The sequence below is a fragment of the Bradyrhizobium guangdongense genome (assembly GCF_004114975.1).
Lineage (GTDB): Bacteria > Pseudomonadota > Alphaproteobacteria > Rhizobiales > Xanthobacteraceae > Bradyrhizobium > Bradyrhizobium guangdongense.
Genome location: NZ_CP030051.1, coordinates 4,042,942 through 4,062,828, shown reverse-complemented (window position 1 = coordinate 4,062,828; position 19,887 = coordinate 4,042,942). Strand labels below are relative to the sequence as shown.

Below are 19,887 nucleotides of genomic sequence, written 5' to 3'. Positions count from 1 at the left end.
CCACATCTTGCGTGGTGCGCGGAACCGCCATTTCACCGCCCTGTCATTGAACTGGTCTAGCGCTGCTCCCGTCATCGTCGACGTTGAAGGAGCAAGCCATGTCGAAGCCGGTGTTGGGCGCCGCACTGTCCATCAAATCGATCCCCGCCCACCGTGACTGGCTTCTCGAACGGCAGCGCGATCTCGAAATCCAGGATTTCTTCCGCGCCGATCTGCTCGACGGAGACTGGCGCAGTGCGGCCAGCAACATCAAGCAGATGCTCTCCGGGCATACCGGGCGGCTCGGCATTCACGGCCCGTTCTGGGGCTTCAAGATCGACAGCCATGATCCGATGATCCGCCAGGCGGTGACCAAGCGCCTGCTTCAGGGTCTCGAGGCAGCTGAATTTCTCGGCGCGACGCAGATGGTGGTGCACTCGCCGTTCACGACCTGGGATCACAACAATCTCGATCTCTATCCTGATAACCGCGCCAACATCGTCGAGCGCGTCAAGGCGACACTGGCCGAGGTGATCGCGCGCGCCGAGACGATCGGCTGCGAGATCGTCATCGAGAACATCGAGGACAAGGATCCGCGCGACCGCGTGCGCCTCGCCAAGGCGCTCGAAAGCGGGAAGGTCCGCGTCTCGCTCGACACCGGTCATGCGAATTATGCCCATGTCTCCACGGGTGCGCCGCCGGTCGACTATTACGTCGAGACCGCCGGCGACATGCTGACGCATGTGCACTTGCAGGACACCGACGGCTTCGCCGACCGGCATTGGGCACCGGGCGAGGGCAATATCCCGTGGGTCGCGGTGTTCCGTGCACTGGGCCGGCTGAATTCCGATCCGCGGCTGATTCTCGAACTGCGCAATCATGACGACGTTCGCAAGGGCGCTTCCCATCTCGCCGCGCTCGGTCTCGCTGAATAACAGATACCGCAGAGGGCTGGGGTCATTCTCATGAGCAAGTTCACCCGTCGCACCATCCTGAAATCCGGCGGCGCTGCCGCCGGCATGCTGCTGCTGCCGCGCTTTGCCATGGCGCAAGGGGACAATCGTCCGTCGGTGACGATCGCGGTGCAGAAGGTCACCAATGCCAACGTGCTCGACGTGTTGCGCGAGCAGTCCAATGTCGGCGAGCGCGTGTTCTTCTCCTCGATCTGGGAAGGGCTGATCTCCAAGAACTGGCGCGGCAACCTCGAAGCCGTGCCGGGTCTCGCCACCGAATGGCGCCGCATCGACGACCAGACCGTGGAAGTGAAGCTGCGCAAGGGTGTCAAATTCCACAATGGCGACGAGCTCACCGCCGAAGACGTCGTCTTCACCTTCAGCCGCGAGCGCATGTTCGGCGAGACCGAGGCAAAGAGCCGCTCGACCATCCAGGCCTTCGAGAAAATCCCGACGCCACGTCCGGGCAAGGAGCTGCCGCCTGATGTGCCGGCCGTTGCCCGCCGCATCTGGCCGGACCTCGTCCGCGTCGACGCCGTCGACAAGTACACGGTGCGCTTCTACAACGCGACGCCCGACGTCACCATTGAGGGCCGGCTGTCGCGCTACGGCTCCGACATCATGAACCGCCGCGCCTGGGATGAATCCGCAAGCTATCTCGACTGGGCCCGCAAGCCTGTGACCACCGGCCCCTACAAGGTCGTCGAGCTCAAGCCCGACGTGTCGCTGACGCTGGAGGCCCACGACGAATATTGGGGCGGCCGTCCGCCGCTCAAGCGCATCCGCTTCCTCGAGGTGCCCGAGGTTGCGAGTCGCATCAACGGACTGCTGTCGGGCGAATACCAGTTCGCCTGCGACATCCCGCCGGATCAGATCGCCGGCATCGAGAAGAACTCCGCGTTCGAAGTGCAGGGCGGCACCATCCTCAATCACCGCCTGACGGTGTTCGACAAGAACCACGCCGTGCTCGCCAACCCGCTGGTGCGCCGTGCCTTCACCCACGCGATCGATCGCCAGGCCATCGTCGACAGCCTGTGGGCCGGCCGCACCCGCGTGCCGAAGGGCCTGCAGTGGGAATTCTACGGCGACATGTTCAACGCCGATTGGGACGTGCCGGCTTACGATCCCAAGCTCGCGCAGGATCTGTTGAAGCAGGCCAATTACAAGGGCGATCCGATCCCGTACCGCCTGCTCAACAACTACTATACCAACCAGGTCGCGACCGCTCAGGTGCTGGTCGAGATGTGGAAATCGGTCGGTCTCAATGTCCAAATCGAGACCAAGGAAAACTGGTCGCAGATCATGGAGCGCGCGCCGACCCGGGCGGTGCGGGACTGGTCGAACTCGGCCGCCTTCAACGATCCGGTGTCGTCGCTGGTCGCCCAGCATGGCCCGAACGGCCAGCAGCAGCAGATCGGGGAGTGGACCAACGCCGAGCTGAACCAGCTCTCCGAATTCCTGGAGACCTCGACCGATCGTCCGGCGCGCAAGAAGGCGTTCCGCCGCATGCTGGAGATCGCCGAGCGCGAAGACCCCGCCTACACGGTGCTGCACCAGAACGCGACCTTCACGGCCAAGCCGGGGTCCATCAAGTGGAAGGCCTCGCCGGCGTTCGCGATGGATTTCCGCGCCGGCAATTTCGAGGCTTAGGCCGTGGCGCCGCTGGTCAGCATCCAGGGCCTGAGCGTCGCCTTCAACGGCGTGGCCGTCCTGCGCGGCGTCGATCTCGCTCTGAGCAAGGGCGAGGCTCTCGGCCTCGTCGGGGAGTCCGGTTCCGGCAAATCGGTGACATGGCTTGCCGCGCTCGGCCTGTTGCCGCGGCATGCGAAGGTCACGGGCTCTGTCCGGCTCGATGGGCGCGAACTTGTTGACGCGCCGACCTCCGAGCTCGACCGGATCAGGGGCGGGCGGATCGCCATGATCTTCCAGGACCCGGCAAGCGCGCTCAATCCCGTGCTGACCATCAGAAAGCAGCTCTGCGAGGCGCTGGCGTTGCATCGCGATCTCTCTGGCGAGGCGGTGAAGGCCGAAGCGCTGCGGCTGCTGAACCTTGTCGGCATTCCCGATGCAGGCCGGCGGCTGTCGGCCTATCCGCACGAGTTCTCCGGCGGCCAGGTCCAGCGCATCATGATCGCGATGGCGCTCGCTGGAAATCCTGACGTGCTGATCGCGGACGAGCCGACCACGGCGCTCGATGCCACCATCCAGGCGCAAATTCTGGAGCTGCTCTCCAGCATCCGCCGTGAGATGAGCATGGCGATGGTGCTGATCAGCCACGATCTCGGCGTCGTCGCCGAGAACTGCGACCGCGTCGCTGTAATGTATGCCGGCCGCATCGTGGAGCAGGCGCCCAGCAACCAGCTCTTCGCCGACCCCGTGCATCCCTATGCGCAGGGGCTGATCGGCGCGCTGCCGCCGCTCGACGGACCACGCCGCCGTCTCACCGCGATCCCAGGCACCGTGCCCGATCCCGCGCACATGCCTGATGGCTGCGCCTTTGCGCCGCGTTGTACGTTTGCTGCTGAAGCTTGCGGCGCTGCGGCTCCGACGCTCGCGCCGATCGCGGACCATCGCGCCGTCGCCTGCATCCGTGCCGAAGCCTCACGCCATGCACTGCTCGGGATCGCTGCCGAATGAGCCCGCCGCTCGTCGAGGTGTCCGCGATCTCGCGCAGCTACGCCATGCGCTCCGGAATGTTCGGCCGAGCCGCGGCCGTTCATGCCGTCGACGGCGTCTCGCTCAGCATCCGCAAGGGGGAAACGCTCGGCCTCGTCGGCGAGTCCGGTTCGGGCAAATCGACCACGGGCCGTATGGTGCTCGGCCTCGAGGCGCCTGATCGTGGCGATGTCAGGTTCGACGGCAAGCCGATGGCCGTGCTGGGAACACAGGCGTGGCGGGCGCAGCGGGCGCGCATGCAGATGATCTTTCAGGACCCGCTCGGCGCACTGGACCGGCGCTTGCCGGTCGCGACGCAAATCCGCGAGCCCCTCGACATTCATGGTCTCGGCACACCGCCCGAGCGCGAGGAGCGCGTCCGTGAATTGCTGCAGTCCGTCGAGCTCACGCCGGCGCATGGCGCGCGCTATCCCGGCGCGCTCTCCGGCGGCCAGCGCCAGCGCATCGTGCTGGCGCGGGCGCTGGCAACGAAGCCGGATTTCCTCGTCTGCGACGAGCCGGTCAGCGCGCTCGACGTCTCGATCCAGGCGCAGGTGGTGAACCTGCTCTGCGATCTCCAGGCACAGCTTGGGCTCACGCTGCTGTTCATCAGCCACGATCTGCGCGTCGTCAGGCAGATCAGCAATGTGGTCGCTGTGATGTATCTCGGCCGCATCGTCGAGATCGGTAGCGCCGACGACCTGTTTGCGCGCCCGGAGCATCCTTACACGCAGGCGCTGGTCTCGGCCTCGCCCGCGCCCGGTCGACGCAGCGCCGGCCGCATCGTGCTGGCAGGCGATCCGCCGAACCCGGCGGCGCGCCCCCAAGGCTGCGCCTTTCATCCGCGCTGCCCGCGCGCCATCGCGCGTTGTGCGAGGGAGGTGCCTGTTCTCTCCGCCGTCGGCAGTGACCGTCAGGTGGCCTGCCATCTCGTGACAGGCGCGCAAACGCGGGATGCGGCCTGATGGGACGATATCTGGCCATTCGCATCGGACGCGCGGCCTTGACGATCGTGCTCGTCGTCACCTTCGCCTTCGTCGTGCTGCGCCTGTCGGGCGATCCGGCGCTGATGATCCTGGGACCGGAGGCGCCGCCGGAGGTGCTCGCCGCCTTCCGCAAGGCCTGGGGCCTCGATGATCCCATCTGGTTTCAATATCTCGACTACTTCGGCGCCATCGCCAAGGGCGAGCTCGGCCGCTCCATGCGCGACGGGCGCCCCGCGATCGAGCTGGTGCTGGAGCGCATTCCGGCGACGCTGGCGCTGACGCTGCCGGCCTTCGTCTTCAAGGTCGCGCTCGGCATTCCCGCCGGCATCTACGCCGCGCTGCATCGGGGGTCGGCGATCGATCGTGCGGTGATGATGACAGCGGTCGCCGGCTTCACCGTGCCGAGTTTCGTGCTTGCGCTGCTGCTCGTCCTCGTTTTCGCGGTGCAGCTCGGCTGGCTGCCGTCCGGCGGGCAGGACAGCTGGCGTCACGCCATCCTCCCGATCGCGACGCTCAGCCTCGGCGGCGCCGCCGTGCTGGCGCGCTTCACCCGCAGCGCCATGCTGGAGGTGCTGGGCCAGCCCTATATCCGCACGGCCTCGGCCAAGGGCGTGCCGTGGCGCAAGGTCGTGACCTCGCACGCGCTGCCGAACGCGGCGATCCCGACCGTCACCATTCTGGGCTTCATGGTGGGCACGCTGATCGCCGGCGCGGTCGTGGTCGAAAGCGTGTTTTCGTGGCCGGGGGTCGGGCGCCTGCTCGTCGTTGCCGTCGCCAACCGCGACCTCGCGGTCGTGCAATGCATTCTCTTGCTGGTGGCGCTGACCATGGTCACCTCGAACCTGGTCGTCGATTTCCTCTACGGCTTCCTCGACCCGCGGCTGCGCGCCAAAGGAGCGCATGCATGACCGACGCCACGCTGCGAGACACGACGATCCGCCGCATCCGCCTGCCGGCCATTCCGGTGTCCGTCGTGCTGGCGATCGCCTGGATCGTCGCGATGCTGGTGATCGCGGCGCTTGCCGAGAAGATCGCGCCCTATGGCTACACCCAGTTCGACCTGCGCAACCGGCTCGCGGCGCCCGGCAATGTCGCGCACTGGCTCGGCACCGACGAGCTCGGCCGCGACGTGCTGTCGCGATTGCTCGTCTCGATCCGAATCTCGCTGCTGATCGCCTTCGGCGCGACCGCGATCTCGGCCGTGGTGGGCACCACGCTCGGCTTCCTCGCGGCGCATTTTCGCGGGGCCGTCGAGCAGTTCGTGCTGATGCTGACCGACTTCCAGGCCAGCATGCCGTTCCTGATCATGGCGCTTGCCGTGCTCGCCTTCTTCGGCAACTCGCTGCTGCTTCTGATCGGCCTGATGGGCCTGTTCGGCTGGGAGCGCTATGCTCGCATCGCTCGCGGTCTTGCCATCTCCGCCAATGCGCAGGGCTACGCGGCCGCGGTCCGCCAGCTCGGCGCGACGCCGTCGCGGATTTACCTGCGCCACATCCTGCCCAACATCGCCTCTACCCTGATCGTCTCGACCACGCTGGTCTTTCCCGAGGTGATCCTGATGGAGTCGGGCCTGTCCTTCCTCGGCCTCGGCGTGCAGCCGCCGATGACCAGCCTCGGTAACATGGTCGGCTACGGCCGCGAATACCTGACCCGGGCGCCCTGGATCATGCTGGCGCCGGCCACCACCATCGTCGTGACCACGCTGGCGGTCTCGGTGATCGGCGACTGGCTGCGCGACCGTCTGGATCCGACCTTGCAGTAGGGCATCCAAGCCACGAAGAGCCCGCGCAGGGAGCAGGGGAGCCCTGTCCGGCCCAAGTTCCCGTTGCGCCCGCCCGGCCCGTGCGCTATCCGGCCGGAAAGGCCTGAGGCGGCTTCCATTTTTTCGCCCGGCCGGGTCAACCCGAGGACGGAAACCGCCATGCCAGCCTATCGCTCCCGCACCACCACCCACGGCCGCAACATGGCGGGCGCGCGCGGCCTCTGGCGCGCGACGGGCATGAAGGACGGCGATTTCGGCAAGCCGATCATCGCGGTGGTCAACTCCTTCACCCAGTTCGTGCCCGGTCACGTCCACCTGAAGGACCTCGGCCAGCTCGTCGCCCGCGAGATCGAGCAGGCCGGCGGCGTCGCCAAGGAGTTCAACACCATCGCGGTCGACGACGGCATTGCGATGGGCCATGACGGCATGCTCTACAGCCTGCCGTCGCGCGAGTTGATCGCCGACAGCGTCGAGTACATGGCCAACGCGCATTGCGCCGACGGCCTCGTCTGCATCTCCAATTGCGACAAGATCACGCCCGGCATGCTGATGGCAGCGCTGCGGCTCAACATTCCCGCCGTGTTCGTCTCGGGCGGCCCGATGGAGGCCGGCAAGGTCAAGCTGCAGGGCAAGACCAAGGCCGTCGACCTGATCGATGCCATGGTCGCCGCGGCCGATTCCAAGGTCAGCGATGAAGACGTCAAGGTGATCGAGCGCTCGGCGTGCCCGACCTGCGGCTCCTGCTCGGGCATGTTCACCGCCAACTCGATGAACTGCCTGACCGAGGCGCTCGGCCTCGCGCTGCCCGGCAACGGCACCGTGGTCGCGACCCATGCCGATCGCAAGCGCCTGTTCGTCGAGGCCGGCCACACCATCGTCGATCTCGTCCGCCGCTATTACGAGCAGGACGATGCCTCCGTGCTGCCGCGCAACATCGCGAATTTCAAGGCGTTCGAGAATGCGATGACGCTGGACATCGCGATGGGCGGCTCGACCAACACCGTGCTGCATCTGCTCGCCGCCGCGCATGAAGGGCAGGTCGCCTTCACCATGCAGGACATCGACCGTCTGTCGCGCCGGGTGCCCGTGCTCTGCAAGGTCGCTCCCTCGGTCGCCGACGTGCATGTCGAGGACGTGCATCGCGCCGGCGGCATCCTCGGCATTCTCGGCGAGCTCGACCGCGCCGGCCTGATCGACACCTCCGTGACGACCGTGCATGCGCCGACCATGAAAGAGGCGCTGGAGCGCTGGGACATCAAGCGGACCAAGAGCGAGACGGTGCGCACCTTCTATCGCGCTTCGCCCGGCGGCATCCCGACCCAGGTCGCGTTCAGCCAGGAGCGCCGCTACGACGAGCTCGATACCGACCGCGAGAAGGGCGCCGTGCGCGATCTCGCGCACGCCTTCAGCAAGGACGGCGGCCTTGCCGTGCTCTACGGCAACCTCGCGCAGGACGGCTGCATCGTGAAGACTGCCGGTGTCGATTCCTCCATCCTGAAATTCTCCGGCCCCGCGCGCGTGTTCGAAAGCCAGGACGCGGCCGTCGAAGGAATCCTCGGCGGCAAGGTTCTCGCCGGCGAAGTCGTCGTCATCATCTATGAAGGCCCGCGCGGCGGCCCCGGCATGCAGGAGATGCTGTATCCGACCAGCTATCTGAAATCGATGGGCCTCGGCAAAGCCTGCGCCCTCGTCACCGATGGCCGTTTCTCCGGCGGCTCGTCCGGCCTGTCGATCGGCCATCTGTCGCCGGAAGCGGCGGAAGGCGGCAACATCGCTCTGGTGCGCACCGGCGACCGCATCGCCATCGACATTCCGAACCGCAGCATCAATCTCGAGATCTCCGACGAGGAGCTCGCGAGCCGCCGTGCCGCGGAGGAGGCGAAGGGCGATGCCGCCTGGCAGCCCGCCGCCCGCAAGCGCCAGGTCTCGACCGCGCTGCAGGCCTATGCCGCGCTCACCACCAGCGCGGCGCGCGGCGCCGTGCGCGAGGTGAAGCGCCGCCCGAACTGAGCGCTGCCCCGCTTCGGGCGGCAGTGCGGATGGTCAACAAGCTGTTAGCGGCCGGCGAGAGCCGGCCGTTCGCATTAAGGATGCCTCGACGAAGTTCGGCAGCCCCGGAATTTGCGGCGTATATTGCGCGCGACCTTCGCAAATCCATTTTGGGCAATTGGGGCACCACCACAATGTCTCGTACTCTCGCTGTCGTTTTCTCAACAGCCATCGCCGCGATTTCGATGACCGGCGCAGCCTCGGCCGGCTGCTACAATTGCTACGCGCCGCCGCCGTGCCAGACCTGCTATCAGCAGCAATACGTCCCGCCGCAATACCGCACCGTCGACGAGACCGTGATGGTGTCGCCAGGCGCGACCGTCGCGCATCGCACGCCGGCGCAGTACCGTACCGTGATGGTGCCGCAGACCGTGATGGTGGCGCCGCCGAGCGTTCAGTACGAGCGCATCCCGCCGCAATACGCCACGCGCCAACGCGTCGAGATGGTCTCGCCGGGTTATTCCTACTACGCCCCGGTGCAGATGAACTGCGCGTCCTGCGGCTACTGAGCCGACGTAGCCGACGAACGGTCTTGCGCGGCGCCCTTTGGAGCGCCGCGTTTTCTTTGGGTGGAAAGATGCGACGCTCGGCGGACGGACCTCGGTAGAGGTTCCTGGGAACGTTGACTCCGAGTTTGGTCGGCGGGTTCAGCCCGCCGCTGCTCTTGCGATCCAGCCGTACCAGGTCGTCAGCACGACCACGATCGTCGCGCCGATGACGATATAGGATGGATCACTCCGTCTCACTTCAATCCTCGCGAACAACGTTGCGGACCGCCCTGCAACTGAAGGGGTGAATAGGTGTTCCGCCCTGAACCTCCACTGAATGGAGCGACTGGCGCACCCCCGGGAAAGTGCGGATCACGCGGTCATGCGAAGCGGCAGGCGAGGGGCACCGCGAATGGACGTGACGCGTTTGCCTGGAGAAAGAGTTGGAACGCCTGCGAAGCCGACGGATGAGGCGCTGACCTCGACGCTCTCCGGCCTTCGCTACTGGTTTCCCGGGTCCTGAACCATTCGGGTCCTATCTGGGTCCAAGTTCGCGTTGCGTTGGTTCGTCCTCTAGGCTAAGTGCCTGATCGCTCCGCGAGGGAAGGGTGGCCGAGTGGTTTAAGGCACCGGTCTTGAAAACCGGCGTGCCCGCAAGGGTACCGTGGGTTCGAATCCCACCCCTTCCGCCAGTTCTCCAATAACATCAATAGGTTATCTCTGTTCGCGCCCTTCAGCGCACAAACGAACGTACAATGCGCAGACGCCTGTGGCCGCGTTACACGGTTTTATTTTGGGGATGATGCTGGGCCTCATCGCCTACACCATCCTGTGACCCCGCCGTCGCGAGGAACAACGAAGGGGCTTGCCAAGATTCGTTCGGCGGAGCTCTTTTCGTGGTTCGCGAAGTCCTCTTCTGGATCGGATAGATGACAGTTGTCGACGTTTGGAATGCCGACACTTTCGATTCGAGGCTCATTCAAGGACTCGGGGCCAATGCTGATTTGATGCTGAGCTATTTCGAATCTGAACGGTGTGTCTTTTTAGATCACGATTTGGGCCGTAACCGGTCGCTAGTTCGCCCGGGCAACCCACACGCTCAGAATTTCGTGCAGTTCGCTGAAGCTCTCGCGAGGACTATGGAGCAGCGCACGATCCGCGCTTGGCACTATACCAGGCTAACGGACGTCGAGGTTGAAACTCTGCGGTGCGATGGTGTGCATCTCTCGACACCAGAATCGCTTCAGCGAAGGTTGGCGGCCATTGTCGCATCGGGAGCGATCACGAACGACTTGGCGAGCGATCTCTACTCGCGGAGCCCGTTCCAAAGCGAGCAGCGCGAGATCAGGATTAACCGGTTTTGGATGACTTCCCATCCGGTAGACGTCCGCGATGGTGGTGTAGATCCGCTCACGAAGTATTGGGGAGGTGAGGTGGCCTCGATGTTCGTGCGCGATGAAGCCATGTTGGCGCGTTTGGCGCTCATTGGCCGACCGCGAGTTGTCGAATTGGCGGTACCAGTAAAGCTGGCGGATGCCGGTTATAGTGCCGCTCGCGCGGTGATCGCGACCTTTGCCCGCTCGCGTGGGGCTATCCCCGATAAGAATGCTTTCGACTTGCGCGTGACTTCACCCCTGCCGGCAGCCGCAGTACTGGCCGTACACACCGCGGGTGACACAGCATTCGATCTCATAGGCCGCTCCTATCCAACCGGTTACATTGACGTACAAGTTGGACGATGGAACGAGTTGACGGGAGAAGATTGAAAGCCGCCAGCGCGAACCGCCGCTTTCCACCCCCCACGAGCGGCAGTAGCTTAAGCTAACTTCGACCCGCTACAGATCGACAATTTGACTCTCGCCAGCACCGCGCTTCGATGGCGTCGTGCCACGCCCTCGACACAAGGACCGCACCGAACCCGATGGCCGCCCGCTCAAGATCACGCTAGGCGATCTGCGATCGACGGGTGTGCGCGATCTGATGGTGTTCTGCCAGGACTATCGCTGCAGCCACAACGTCAAGCTGCCAGCCGAGTACGTCGACCGGTGGCCGGACGAGATCAGGATCTCGCAGCTCGAGCCGCGGTTCGTCTGCACAGCCTGCGGCATGCGCGGGTCCTGCATTGTCGCCGGCAGCAATGGCACCGAACAGGCAATCCTAGGGAGCCGAAAAGCCCTTCTTCATGAAGGGAACTTTGCCGATGTTTCCACGTTTCCCCGACGCGTTTCATTCCAACAAAGCGCACAGAGCAGGCGGGCCCTAGCTCTCCCCATTGCCCGGGAGCTGGGGCCTTTTGTTTCCTGAGCGGCACCGGCCCATACCCCCAAGCCCCTGCGAGCCGGGGCCGTCTCTCCGGCCTTCGTACCGCGTGCGGGGGCTTGATTCGCCTTAGGCCCGCCAGCGTGAACCGGCGCCCCCCAAAGAAAAACCCGCCGAACTTGGGGAATTGGCGGGTAAGTTTGTTTGGACTGTAGGTTGCGCCCGGCAGACCGAGCGCGCCAGAAACCTATGCGAGATGAGGCGTTTTGGCGAGCCCATCTAAGCGGCATATGGCGAAGTCCCGCACCGTGCTCTAAGGGGTCATTAGTTGTCGATCGTTTCGAACGCCGCCGTCACGGTCAGCACTGGGCCTGTTTGGACCCTAACTTGCACCACTACTCGCCCGTCGACTCCCTTCGCCATCAAGGTTCGCCCCGCCTCTCCAATGGTTTGCCGGGCCTCCCTGCGTGCATCATCCAAGCTAGAAAGTTCAACACCTTCATCGTCGACGATGTCCCCTTGGGGGTCATGGATGTCAAAGAAATACTTTGTCATGTCGGATTATCAATCGGCGGGAGCCGCCGTGTCCTAGATTGGTTGTGCAGCAGAGAAGCGAGAATAGGGAAAGGCCGCAGAGTGGTTCGAGCCCTGCTACGGCCATCCCGGGCAACTTGAAATTGGAGGGTACTTAAATCTCGCCGGTGTTCGCACGGTAGAACACCCCGTTCCGAAAATGGACTCCGGAGAACTACCGGACTCCGGGGTTTCACGCATTGTCATTAGTGGCGGAACATGGCACGGCTCGCTTTCCAGCCCCCAATGCTCCCGGCTGCCGATCCAATTGCGGATTCGAGCGCTGGGAGTGCTTAGGCCCGCCAAGCGGCGGGCCTTTTGCTGTCACCGTGCATAAGCCACTTCAGGAATTGAATCGGAAACCTACCTTGCTCTGTGGCAGGTTCACTCTTCGTGGGCAGCGTGCAGACGGTTTTGGATCGCCTTGGCGTGCTCCATGATCTTCGCACCGAGCGTGTAAAATAACGTGTTGTCGTCTTCCGCAGGGAACGAGCTGGCCATTCGATCGATGGCGGCGCCAAAGGCGATGAGATGCAGAACGTCCTCGTAGATGTCGGAAGAGAGGGCAAAGGCGCCGTCCTTCAACAGTGCGGTCCGCAGGACGTCTGCAGCCAGCGAAGTCCCGATGCCGCCATGATCCTCGTAACTGTCGGCAATCGTCCGGATCTGCATCGCCGAGGCCTTCGCTCGTAACCCCTCAGCCGTTGATGCTGGCGTGTTCACGAGCGTCTCGATGTCCTCGTTGCGCTGGGCCTCCCAGCTCTTGGAATCTTCGCGATCTCCGTGGTCATCGCCATAACGACGCATGAGTTCGTCGATTGCGTCATCACAGACGACGATATGTTTGAACGCCTCTACGAGCGCCCTGTCTCTGCTGTTGTGTGAAATTCCGGACGCGCTTGTGGGTGGCGTGCTAACACGCTCGGTAGCCTTGGCCATTTGATTAGACTCCTGATGGTCGGGTTAGGCCTGCATTGCTGTTAGCGCAGCCGTGCGGGCCGCTTGTTTTTCAAGCCCCATAAGTGTAATACGTTTTTATGGTAGCGTCAAAGAAAAACGTAGTACGAAAACGCCCAGGTCGGCCGGCTACAGGCCAGGATCCGGTTACGGCCATCCGCTTGTCGGCCGAGATGAGGAAGGCCGTAGACGATTGGGCAGCAAAGCAAGAAGACGCTCCCGGTCGCTCCGAAGCCATCCGCCGCCTCGTGGAGCTGGGGCTGAAGGCGAGGGGGAAATAATCTAGTTTTTCAGCGAGGGTTTGATGACGAAGAAGTTGTCGGCTGAAACCGGGAAATACAGCTCTACTGGATCTTCCGCTTCGTTTACGAAAGACGACCTGCTCCAAATTCTCAGCCGGCAAACGGAAGCTGGAAACGCATTAGTTACTGCTGGGCTGGTTGAGGACTGGCTTGAAAAGCTGTTGCTCGCTGGCGGGCGCCCTTTGACTGACAACGAAGCCAAGCGAGTACTTGGCGGGCCCTTAAAATACTTTAAACCGAAAATCGACGTGGCCTACATGTTCGGCCTTATTGAACCAGAGGTTCGAAATGACCTGCGTACGATCGCCGACATAAGGAACGCGTTCGCTCATACTACCCGCTTTGTCTATTTTAACTCGGAACACATCGCGAAACTGTGTCGGCAACTGTCGAGCTGGAGATCTGCGACTGATAACCAGACTCGATATCGAGACGCTGCCCTTGACTGCATCAACGCCATGAAAGCGCGGGTGGATCGAATTATATACGAGCAGGCGCTTAGCGAAGAGCCGCTGGCTGGAGAAGCCGATGCGGACAGCAACTCGGACTGATCCAACTGGGCTATCGATTAGATGTGCTCGAAAGGGCCCGGACTCTTGCGAGCCCGAGCCCATAGCGTCGACAGCATGGTCGGCAAACTGTCTCGGCTACACGCTGATTGTGCCCGAGCTCAGCTGCTGCGCCTTGAGATGCGTCAAGACTGCCAGCTCTTCAACCAGCGCCTCATGGCCTGAGCACCAGCGGCATACGTTCGGCTCTTCAAGCCGCCGTACTCCGCCAATTCATCGACCATCATCCCGGGCATGATGTCGCTGCAACGCGAAACGAGCGTGCATGCCTCATCAATGCTGATGAGCTCCGGCTGGTAGTCGACTTCGAATTGGACCATTGGCACCGGGCCTTCGCCTCTCCAATCCAGCATTGCAAAGAATGCATCTTGAAAAGTCTTGCGGACGTGACCGGGCGCGTGACCGCTATAAGCTGCGATGCGCATCGCGAGCTTCTCCTCTTTTGACAATAGGGGAATGAGTGGTCCGAAGAGCCCCCAATCACGCTCGGTCTTCGAACCTCAAGCGGTGCCGCGCTACCCATCCCCAACAGTAAAAGGACGGGGGCGCCAAATCTCAGATTGGGTCGATTCGGCGTCTGCCCGAAATATAGCTTCGTCGCCTAAGTCGGCAAGAGGTTTGTCGACGTGTCGGTTCCAGATTAAACCCGGAGCGCAGGCATCAAGCTTAATACGGGAGTTTGATTGCGGCGCGCATACTGCAAGCTACGGTGGCCGCGCCGGACAATTCCCCGAAGTCCGAGCCCCAAGCAAAGCCGTCGGGCCAATATATTCCGATGCGCTGATCACAGATAGAATGCCAGGGACGCTGGAAAAGAAACAAGGAGAAAAGCTGGCAGAAGCGAGGCCCGGCAGTATGAAGCCCCTTCTCCTTCTATCCGATGACGCCACACCGAGGTTCGGATCTAAGCCATGAATATTCCTCGCACTAGAGGTTCCGTGCGCGTGGGCCGCGAGCGGCCGCACAATGACAAGCTTCCAGCTGGTGATTGGGCGCTCGGCATCGAAAATCCAGAAATAGCCGCGCTGGTAGGACAGTTCGTTGCAGCGATTGTCCACGTCGAAGAGCATCTAGCGATCTTCTATGGTCGTCTAATCCTGCTACCGAGTAGGTCAGACGACGTTGCTCGGCAAGCATTTCGGTCGATGCGTATGGCTGAAAGCAAGATCCAGGCGATGCGAGCCGTTCTGCAAAACTCGCATGTGCATGCCGAAAAGCCTGCCATCTTCGACGAGGTGATCGATCGATATGAGAAGATCAATGCAAAGCGAAATGAGTACGCTCACGCGCTCTGGTACACGCACGAGAGCGGCCGCGTGTTCAAGACGAAGGTCACGACGGATGCACTTCGCTTTGATGAGATGAACCGACAAGAGGTCACCCAAAATCAGCTCGGTCAGGACCTGAGGAACTTGGCCGCCTTATCGGCAAAAATTCAAGAGGCCATCGCGTGGGAGGATCCCCGGCCCATTGCGCACGGTAAGCGGCGGATTCAGTGGTGACGGCAGGGTGCGGTTCGCAGCAACGTTATGTGCTCTGAGGTTCTACTTGCGCTGGGCTAGTTGCGAGTCTGTCGGCGCTCGTATTGGACCGCTGCCACTGCTCCCATCGCCACCACAATGAGAGTTGCTCAGAGGCTTCCCGGCGCGACGCAGTTGATGCACGTGGTGATGATCTCTGAGCTCATATGAGTTCTTTCTGCGGGCGCTCAGCCGAGCGAGTCAACCTCTTAATCGTACTTCAGGCGAATTGACTCAACCACGGCGGGAAGGTGGAATGCCCTTTTCGAAGGGGGGTGTCATGCGTTTCTTTCTTTATGCCGTCGCTTTCGCATTTGGCCTTTCTTCGGACGCAGCGCAGGCTGCAAGTCTGCACTTCGACATAAGCTCCCTCTCTGGATTTCAGCAGAATGGAGTTGCCGGAACCGGAGGCAACGGCATTGTATTTCTCAGTCCAAAATATACCGTCGGATTCGGTGACACCGTCGATTTCGGAACGGCCTACCTGTCGCCAGACTATCTTGACCTTCGCTCTTTTAACCCCTGTGTGGAGCACGATAGCTGCTTCACCGACCAAGACACGGCCCTAGCATTTTCGCTGACGAACGGGACTGGGGGCCTGGCGACACCGCCGTTCGATATTTCTGAGCTCGGAACGTTACCCCCGTTGCTTAACCTCATTTATAATAATGAGGAACTGTGTCCTGGCTTGGTTTGTCCGGCGATTCCGATACGTCTCTTGTTTACGCTTCCTGCCGACGTAAATGGAGTGCAGTTCTTTTTTCAGGGCAGCGGCCTTTCCATTGCTGCACCAGTCCCTGAGCCTTCCACTTGGGTGATGATGATTTTTGGTTTCGTTGCATTGGGGACGGCGCGTCACCGGCGCAAACTACGAGTCAGAAATTATACCCGTTGGTGCCGTGAATATTGCCGTTCATGAGCCCGCGATTGGTGGACCCGAATGCAGAGGGCCAAATTCCAGCTTCCATCATCGTTCCGTCGAGGCTGCTGCCGCCCGCAGCGCGCGAAAGCCTAGGAAGATTAGATGTAAAGCTTTGCGTACCGGCATTTCCCGGAGTCCCGTCAACGCCGTCCACCGAAATAAGGCTCGCGGTACCTGTATCCCCATAGGCTTGAACGGCATGAAACGAGCTATCAGCTACCGAGCCCAGGGTTATCGTATTCGCACCATTCTCAGTAAACGTGATCGTATTGGCGGAAGCGGCAAACCCGAGAGCCGTGTTTGGTGCGGAGGCGAAGCCCATCAGCTGTTGGAGCGTAGTGAAATTGGCTGTTCTCTTTCCGACCGCGACCATCGTCCACGGCGGAGATGCCGTAATACCCACGCTTGCCTGAGACAACGAACAATTTGCCACAGAAGTGCATGTCCACCCAGGCAGACCGTTGAGCGCCGAGAATGCAAGTGTCGGTCGCTGCGAATTTATTGCATTAGCCCAACCCGGCGTACCACCGATCTGATCGTAGATTTTTGAGACGCGGCAAGCGCCACCAGCCGCCGCTGCACAGGCAGCTGCTGGGGTGAGCGATCCTGGGCAATAGGCATTCGTGAGATCAACAAAGCCGCCGGCTGACCCGCGCAGTGTGCAAACGGCCGTGGTTCCCGTGGACGTGTCCACAAGATCGCAAAGCGACGTGCTCGTACCCGCCAGTGATGCTCTGTAGACTCGTGCGCAACTTCCCCAAATCAGCGCGCCGCCAACGATATCTCCAGGTCCTTGATACGTGGATGATGTGCCCACCCCCAGCATCATCATCCCGCCGAACGAGCTTACCGAACCTCCGATCAGCGCGGCTAGAGCAACGACTAAAAAGAGAAGCTTTCGCATAGAAACAATCCTTCGATTTATGCAGCGCGCCGGAGTGGCCGCGCAGGTTTACGTTTTGGCTTTTCGGCCGACAAAGCTTCTGGCGGACCGAGAAGCGAAAGGAGTCGGTTGTGCAGAACCATGCCGAGGTACTGGCCCAGGTTCTCTTCCTTGAACAGATTGAGGCCGCGCATAGTCTCGAGCGTCGTCACAAACGGGAAGCCGTCGAATGCCTCGATGAAGGCGAGCCCCTTGCCGGTCCAGCCTGGGCGCAGGACGGAATTCACGGCCACGAGGACGGGCTCGACCAGGGCGTTTTCGTTGCCCTCGGACTCAATGATCGTTCGAACCAACAGCGTGATGCGGGACCGACCGTCCTCCGAGTACCGCTTGTCGACCTTCCGCAGCATCTCGCAGCGGACGTAGTAGCGCTGAAGCGCTATCCTGGCCTCTGGGTCGATGGGCGGCGCCTCTAGCGCGTCTAGGACCTCCTGCACCGCCTGAACGACATCGTCCCGTTCCCATCGTTCCGGTAGGCCAGGCTCGGCAGTTTTCTGTGGACGACCCCGAGCTCGTTTAGGTGCGCAGACCAGCGGCTCCGGTACATCCGCGGCACCGCCAGTCTCTGCGCGAGCCGTGCGCTTTGTTTTCGTCACGCGGCTCAAACTCCTATGGTCCGAATACAACGCCGCCATTGGCTGCGGCTGTGTCAGTTTGATAACGGCCGAACTCGGCAAGCTTGTCCGCGATGACCTGCGCCACCGTGCGGCCGTCGAGATTGATCGAGAGGTTGACCGGCGGCGTGACCACGATCTTCTCGGCTGGCTTCCCGGTCTTCCCCGGGGATGTGTAGGTGCCGCCCTTGTCGAAGCCCAGCTTGAACTTGTCGTTGTACTGCTCGATGAAGCCAGCAGCAGTACCGAGCACGCCGCCGCCTGCAGCGCCTATGGCCGCACCGGCTGGACCGCCTGTAACGAGCCCAACGCCCGCACCGAGCGCCGCGCCTTCCATCGCGCGAGCGCCGAGCAGCGTAGAGTCGCCGCCAGCGGGCGGCTTCGGCAAGAGGCCGCGAATGCCTTCCAGCACCGACTTAAAATCGCGCAACGCATGATTCAGAGGCGGCAGCACATGGGCACCGATATCCATCATCGTGTTGTTGAACTCGGCGATGGCGGTGCGCGCGTTCTGGACCGTCGAGCCCTGCTTGTAGGCTTCGGCAAAACCAGCATAGCGGTTCTTGAACTCAGGCGAGTTCATCTCTTTCTGCAGTGCCAGCACCTGCTCGCGCACGGCGGGGTCCGCCAGCAGAGCAAAGCCGCCGCCGCCCTGGGCCCCGAACAGTTGCCGCTCAAGGCCCGCACGGCGCTCCAACGGGATCTTTGGCGCGTTGGCCCCGGCGATGTCCAGCATCTTGAGGAGGTCTGGCTTGCCGTCGGTGAACCACGTGGGCTTGTGGTTCTCGTCAACCAGGCCGAGCTCGCGAAGCGACTCCTCGTGCTTCTTGAAGGCCATCTTGCTCATCATCGACGTACCAGGCATGGCCCGCAGCGCCATTTCGCGCAGCCATGTGCCTGACTTGGTCGACGTGGCGCCGGCGCGGGTCAGCGCGGTGCCGAGCAAAAGCGACTGCATCGGGTCGATCTCGAGACCCGACTGCAGCAGCGGGACGGCATAGCCGGCCGCCCGCTCGATCGAGCCAAGCGAGCCAGGATTGGCCGTCGACAGGAACGCGAATGCCGGTGCCAGCTTCTTGATGGCCTCGGGGCTGTACTGCTTGGTCATATGCGCCAAGCCGATCAGCGCCTTCATCGACTCTTCGGGGCTCTCGCCCTTCAGCCGCGACTCGATGGTGGCCGCCCGCAGCATCTCCGGCAGAACGTCAATCCCGCCGCCAGGCGTGCCCTGGAACATGCGGATTTCCTGCTTGGCAGATTCGGCGATGTCATGGAGCGAGTAGCCGCTCTCCGCCATCGAGTCCTGCAGGATGTTGCGAAACTTGCTCCGGTTGGTGTCGTTCTGCTCCAGCCCAGAGTGGTAGATCAGCTGGAAGACGGCATCTTCCATCTGGGCGGCTTCATAGGCGCCGTAGCCGGCCAATCCGAGGGCAGCTGCTGCGCCTCCGCGCAAGTTGACGTGGCTTCCGCCGGGAATGGCGACCGATGGGCCGCCGATGTGGGCTCCGGCGCCGCCACCATGCGCGAGCCTACGCCCCCGCGCGGCCGCAGCCGTGCTTGCGCCACCGCCCCCCGCACGTGGCGGCGGTGGCAAGCCAGCACGCCAGCCACCTCCAGCCGCGCGAGCCGCCGCCATCTGTGTGGCGAGATTGGCATAGGCTCCCGCGAGGGCATTGGTATCATTGATCGCGTTAGGACCGGCCGCAGCCAGCGCGCCGCTTCGCTTCGTGGCGCGACCGATTGCACGATTGGCTGATGATGCCGCCTTGGAGACTTCGCCCCATGCGGTAGCAAGCCGCTGTGCCTCGCCGATCGCCGCGCCAAGTGCCGGCATGGCACCGATACCGGCGATGCTCTTTTTCGCGCTCTCGACTGCCTTGGTGAGCTCGCGCACCTGCGCCAGGATCCTTTTCAGGGTCGGGGACGCCTCGTCCAAGACCCTGAAAATCGCGCCTACTTCGAACGATGGAACCATCACTGCACCCCAGTCGGATTAGAGCCGCGGGCGCGCTCAATTTCGAGTCGCCGGCTGCGGATGATCTCGACGAACTGGTCAGCAAGAGAAGACGACTTGCCGCGATCATCGCCGAGGTTTGCACGCAACGCGCGTTCCAGTTGTTCGCGGTAAAACTCGATGACAGCTTCTTCATCGACCGCGTCAAGCATCGTCAGCGCCGCTTGTTCGAGCACCTTGAAGCCGTCAGATTCGATGCTCATGCATCACCTATCTGCCTAAGCCCCGAAAGCGTGCCTTGCCGGGCTTGTTGACCGGAGCCGCCGCGACTTTCTCGTTAGCGAGAGCGATCACCCCAGCTAGTTCGCGCTCGTCGTGTTTTATTCCAGCGGCGAGCTCCAA

General features: G+C 62.6%; 19 protein-coding genes and 1 tRNA gene. 13 read left to right on the top strand and 7 right to left on the bottom strand.

Annotated features, from left to right (window positions below; all coding sequences use genetic code 11):
* Positions 1–98: 98 nt before the first annotated feature.
* From X265_RS19460 to X265_RS19415, 10 genes are all read left to right on the top strand, one after another.
* Positions 99–914 (top strand): sugar phosphate isomerase/epimerase family protein, encoded by an 816-nt coding sequence (locus X265_RS19460; RefSeq protein ID WP_128966272.1) that lies wholly within the window; start codon positions 99–101, stop codon positions 912–914.
* Between the two features lie 30 nt (positions 915–944).
* Positions 945–2,582: an ABC transporter substrate-binding protein gene (locus X265_RS19455; protein WP_128966271.1), complete on the top strand. Its 1,638-nt coding sequence runs from the start codon at positions 945–947 to the stop codon at positions 2,580–2,582.
* A 3-nt stretch (positions 2,583–2,585) separates the two neighbouring features.
* A complete protein-coding gene (locus X265_RS19450) occupies positions 2,586–3,569 on the top strand; it encodes an ABC transporter ATP-binding protein (RefSeq protein WP_128966270.1) in 984 nt (327 codons plus the stop codon).
* Positions 3,566–4,552, top strand: coding sequence for an ABC transporter ATP-binding protein (locus X265_RS19445; RefSeq protein ID WP_128966269.1), 987 nt, complete (start codon positions 3,566–3,568; stop codon positions 4,550–4,552). The genes X265_RS19450 and X265_RS19445 overlap by 4 nt, the downstream gene beginning before the upstream one ends.
* The gene (locus X265_RS19440; RefSeq protein ID WP_164938689.1) at positions 4,552–5,481 is read left to right on the top strand and encodes an ABC transporter permease; all 930 of its coding nucleotides are present in this window, start codon (positions 4,552–4,554) and stop codon (positions 5,479–5,481) included. The genes X265_RS19445 and X265_RS19440 overlap by 1 nt, the downstream gene beginning before the upstream one ends.
* The gene (locus tag X265_RS19435; RefSeq protein ID WP_128966267.1) at positions 5,478–6,335 is read left to right on the top strand and encodes an ABC transporter permease; all 858 of its coding nucleotides are present in this window, start codon (positions 5,478–5,480) and stop codon (positions 6,333–6,335) included. Before X265_RS19440 ends, X265_RS19435 begins: the two co-directional genes overlap by 4 nt.
* A gap of 159 nt (positions 6,336–6,494) precedes the next feature.
* A complete protein-coding gene (gene ilvD, locus X265_RS19430; RefSeq protein WP_128966266.1) occupies positions 6,495–8,345 on the top strand; it encodes a dihydroxy-acid dehydratase in 1,851 nt (616 codons plus the stop codon).
* A 224-nt stretch (positions 8,346–8,569) separates the two neighbouring features.
* The gene (locus X265_RS40610) at positions 8,570–8,893 is read left to right on the top strand and encodes a hypothetical protein (protein ID WP_164938688.1); all 324 of its coding nucleotides are present in this window, start codon (positions 8,570–8,572) and stop codon (positions 8,891–8,893) included.
* 581 nt (positions 8,894–9,474) lie between these two features.
* Positions 9,475–9,564, top strand: a tRNA-Ser gene (locus X265_RS19420).
* Positions 9,565–9,801: 237 nt separating this feature from the next.
* Positions 9,802–10,638 (top strand): hypothetical protein, encoded by an 837-nt coding sequence (locus X265_RS19415; protein ID WP_128966264.1) that lies wholly within the window; start codon positions 9,802–9,804, stop codon positions 10,636–10,638.
* An 817-nt stretch (positions 10,639–11,455) separates the two neighbouring features.
* Here X265_RS19415 and X265_RS19405 read toward each other — a convergent pair.
* Together X265_RS19405 and X265_RS19400 are read right to left on the bottom strand one after the other, a co-directional pair.
* A complete protein-coding gene (locus X265_RS19405) occupies positions 11,456–11,686 on the bottom strand; it encodes a DUF6894 family protein (RefSeq protein WP_128966263.1) in 231 nt (76 codons plus the stop codon).
* Positions 11,687–12,088: 402 nt separating this feature from the next.
* Positions 12,089–12,643 carry a hypothetical protein gene (locus tag X265_RS19400; RefSeq protein WP_128966262.1) on the bottom strand — a complete coding sequence of 185 codons (555 nt, stop codon included), beginning with the start codon at positions 12,641–12,643 and terminating at the stop codon, positions 12,089–12,091.
* 322 nt (positions 12,644–12,965) lie between these two features.
* Here X265_RS19400 and X265_RS19395 point away from each other — a divergent pair, with 322 nt between their 5' ends.
* Positions 12,966–13,514, top strand: coding sequence for a hypothetical protein (locus tag X265_RS19395; RefSeq protein ID WP_128966261.1), 549 nt, complete (start codon positions 12,966–12,968; stop codon positions 13,512–13,514).
* Positions 13,515–13,657: 143 nt separating this feature from the next.
* Here the strand turns inward: X265_RS19395 and X265_RS19390 are convergent, their stop codons facing one another.
* Positions 13,658–13,957 (bottom strand): hypothetical protein, encoded by a 300-nt coding sequence (locus tag X265_RS19390; RefSeq protein ID WP_128966260.1) that lies wholly within the window; start codon positions 13,955–13,957, stop codon positions 13,658–13,660.
* A 486-nt stretch (positions 13,958–14,443) separates the two neighbouring features.
* On the opposite strand from X265_RS19390, the gene X265_RS19385 reads away from it, so the two are divergent.
* Together X265_RS19385 and X265_RS19380 are read left to right on the top strand one after the other, a co-directional pair.
* Positions 14,444–15,034: a hypothetical protein gene (locus X265_RS19385; RefSeq protein WP_128966259.1), complete on the top strand. Its 591-nt coding sequence runs from the start codon at positions 14,444–14,446 to the stop codon at positions 15,032–15,034.
* A gap of 298 nt (positions 15,035–15,332) precedes the next feature.
* Entirely contained in the window at positions 15,333–15,971 is a 639-nt protein-coding gene (locus tag X265_RS19380) for a PEPxxWA-CTERM sorting domain-containing protein (RefSeq protein WP_164938687.1), read from the top strand.
* On the opposite strand, the gene X265_RS19375 is transcribed toward X265_RS19380, so the two are convergent.
* Genes X265_RS19375 through X265_RS19360 form a run of 4 tightly spaced genes read right to left on the bottom strand, consistent with a single transcriptional unit; the run spans position 15,928 to position 19,748 of the window.
* Positions 15,928–16,878: a hypothetical protein gene (locus X265_RS19375; protein ID WP_128966257.1), complete on the bottom strand. Its 951-nt coding sequence runs from the start codon at positions 16,876–16,878 to the stop codon at positions 15,928–15,930. The two genes, X265_RS19380 and X265_RS19375, sit on opposite strands and share 44 nt — an antisense overlap.
* Before the next feature lie 17 nt (positions 16,879–16,895).
* The gene (locus tag X265_RS19370) at positions 16,896–17,513 is read right to left on the bottom strand and encodes a hypothetical protein (protein WP_128966256.1); all 618 of its coding nucleotides are present in this window, start codon (positions 17,511–17,513) and stop codon (positions 16,896–16,898) included.
* A 13-nt stretch (positions 17,514–17,526) separates the two neighbouring features.
* Positions 17,527–19,467 carry a hypothetical protein gene (locus X265_RS40970; RefSeq protein ID WP_167506282.1) on the bottom strand — a complete coding sequence of 647 codons (1,941 nt, stop codon included), beginning with the start codon at positions 19,465–19,467 and terminating at the stop codon, positions 17,527–17,529.
* A 38-nt stretch (positions 19,468–19,505) separates the two neighbouring features.
* Entirely contained in the window at positions 19,506–19,748 is a 243-nt protein-coding gene (locus X265_RS19360) for a hypothetical protein (RefSeq protein WP_128966255.1), read from the bottom strand.
* Between the last annotated feature and the right edge of the window lie 139 nt (positions 19,749–19,887).

Excerpts from the sequence above, each read along its gene's own strand:
- X265_RS19440 (WP_164938689.1), top strand. The coding sequence starts at position 4,552 with ATGGGACGATATCTGGCCATTCGCATCGGACGCGCGGCCTTGACGATC.
- X265_RS19380 (WP_164938687.1), top strand. The coding sequence starts at position 15,333 with ATGCGTTTCTTTCTTTATGCCGTCGCTTTCGCATTTGGCCTTTCTTCG.
- X265_RS19405 (WP_128966263.1), bottom strand. The coding sequence starts at position 11,686 with ATGACAAAGTATTTCTTTGACATCCATGACCCCCAAGGGGACATCGTC.
- X265_RS19460 (WP_128966272.1), top strand. The coding sequence starts at position 99 with ATGTCGAAGCCGGTGTTGGGCGCCGCACTGTCCATCAAATCGATCCCC.
- X265_RS19445 (WP_128966269.1), top strand. The coding sequence starts at position 3,566 with ATGAGCCCGCCGCTCGTCGAGGTGTCCGCGATCTCGCGCAGCTACGCC.
- X265_RS40610 (WP_164938688.1), top strand. The coding sequence starts at position 8,570 with ATGACCGGCGCAGCCTCGGCCGGCTGCTACAATTGCTACGCGCCGCCG.
- X265_RS19385 (WP_128966259.1), top strand. The coding sequence starts at position 14,444 with ATGAATATTCCTCGCACTAGAGGTTCCGTGCGCGTGGGCCGCGAGCGG.
- X265_RS19360 (WP_128966255.1), bottom strand. The coding sequence starts at position 19,748 with ATGAGCATCGAATCTGACGGCTTCAAGGTGCTCGAACAAGCGGCGCTG.
- X265_RS19375 (WP_128966257.1), bottom strand. The coding sequence starts at position 16,878 with ATGCGAAAGCTTCTCTTTTTAGTCGTTGCTCTAGCCGCGCTGATCGGA.
- X265_RS19400 (WP_128966262.1), bottom strand. The coding sequence starts at position 12,643 with ATGGCCAAGGCTACCGAGCGTGTTAGCACGCCACCCACAAGCGCGTCC.
- X265_RS19390 (WP_128966260.1), bottom strand. The coding sequence starts at position 13,957 with ATGCGCATCGCAGCTTATAGCGGTCACGCGCCCGGTCACGTCCGCAAG.
- ilvD (WP_128966266.1), top strand. The coding sequence starts at position 6,495 with ATGCCAGCCTATCGCTCCCGCACCACCACCCACGGCCGCAACATGGCG.
- X265_RS19415 (WP_128966264.1), top strand. The coding sequence starts at position 9,802 with ATGACAGTTGTCGACGTTTGGAATGCCGACACTTTCGATTCGAGGCTC.
- X265_RS19395 (WP_128966261.1), top strand. The coding sequence starts at position 12,966 with ATGACGAAGAAGTTGTCGGCTGAAACCGGGAAATACAGCTCTACTGGA.
- X265_RS19435 (WP_128966267.1), top strand. The coding sequence starts at position 5,478 with ATGACCGACGCCACGCTGCGAGACACGACGATCCGCCGCATCCGCCTG.
- X265_RS19455 (WP_128966271.1), top strand. The coding sequence starts at position 945 with ATGAGCAAGTTCACCCGTCGCACCATCCTGAAATCCGGCGGCGCTGCC.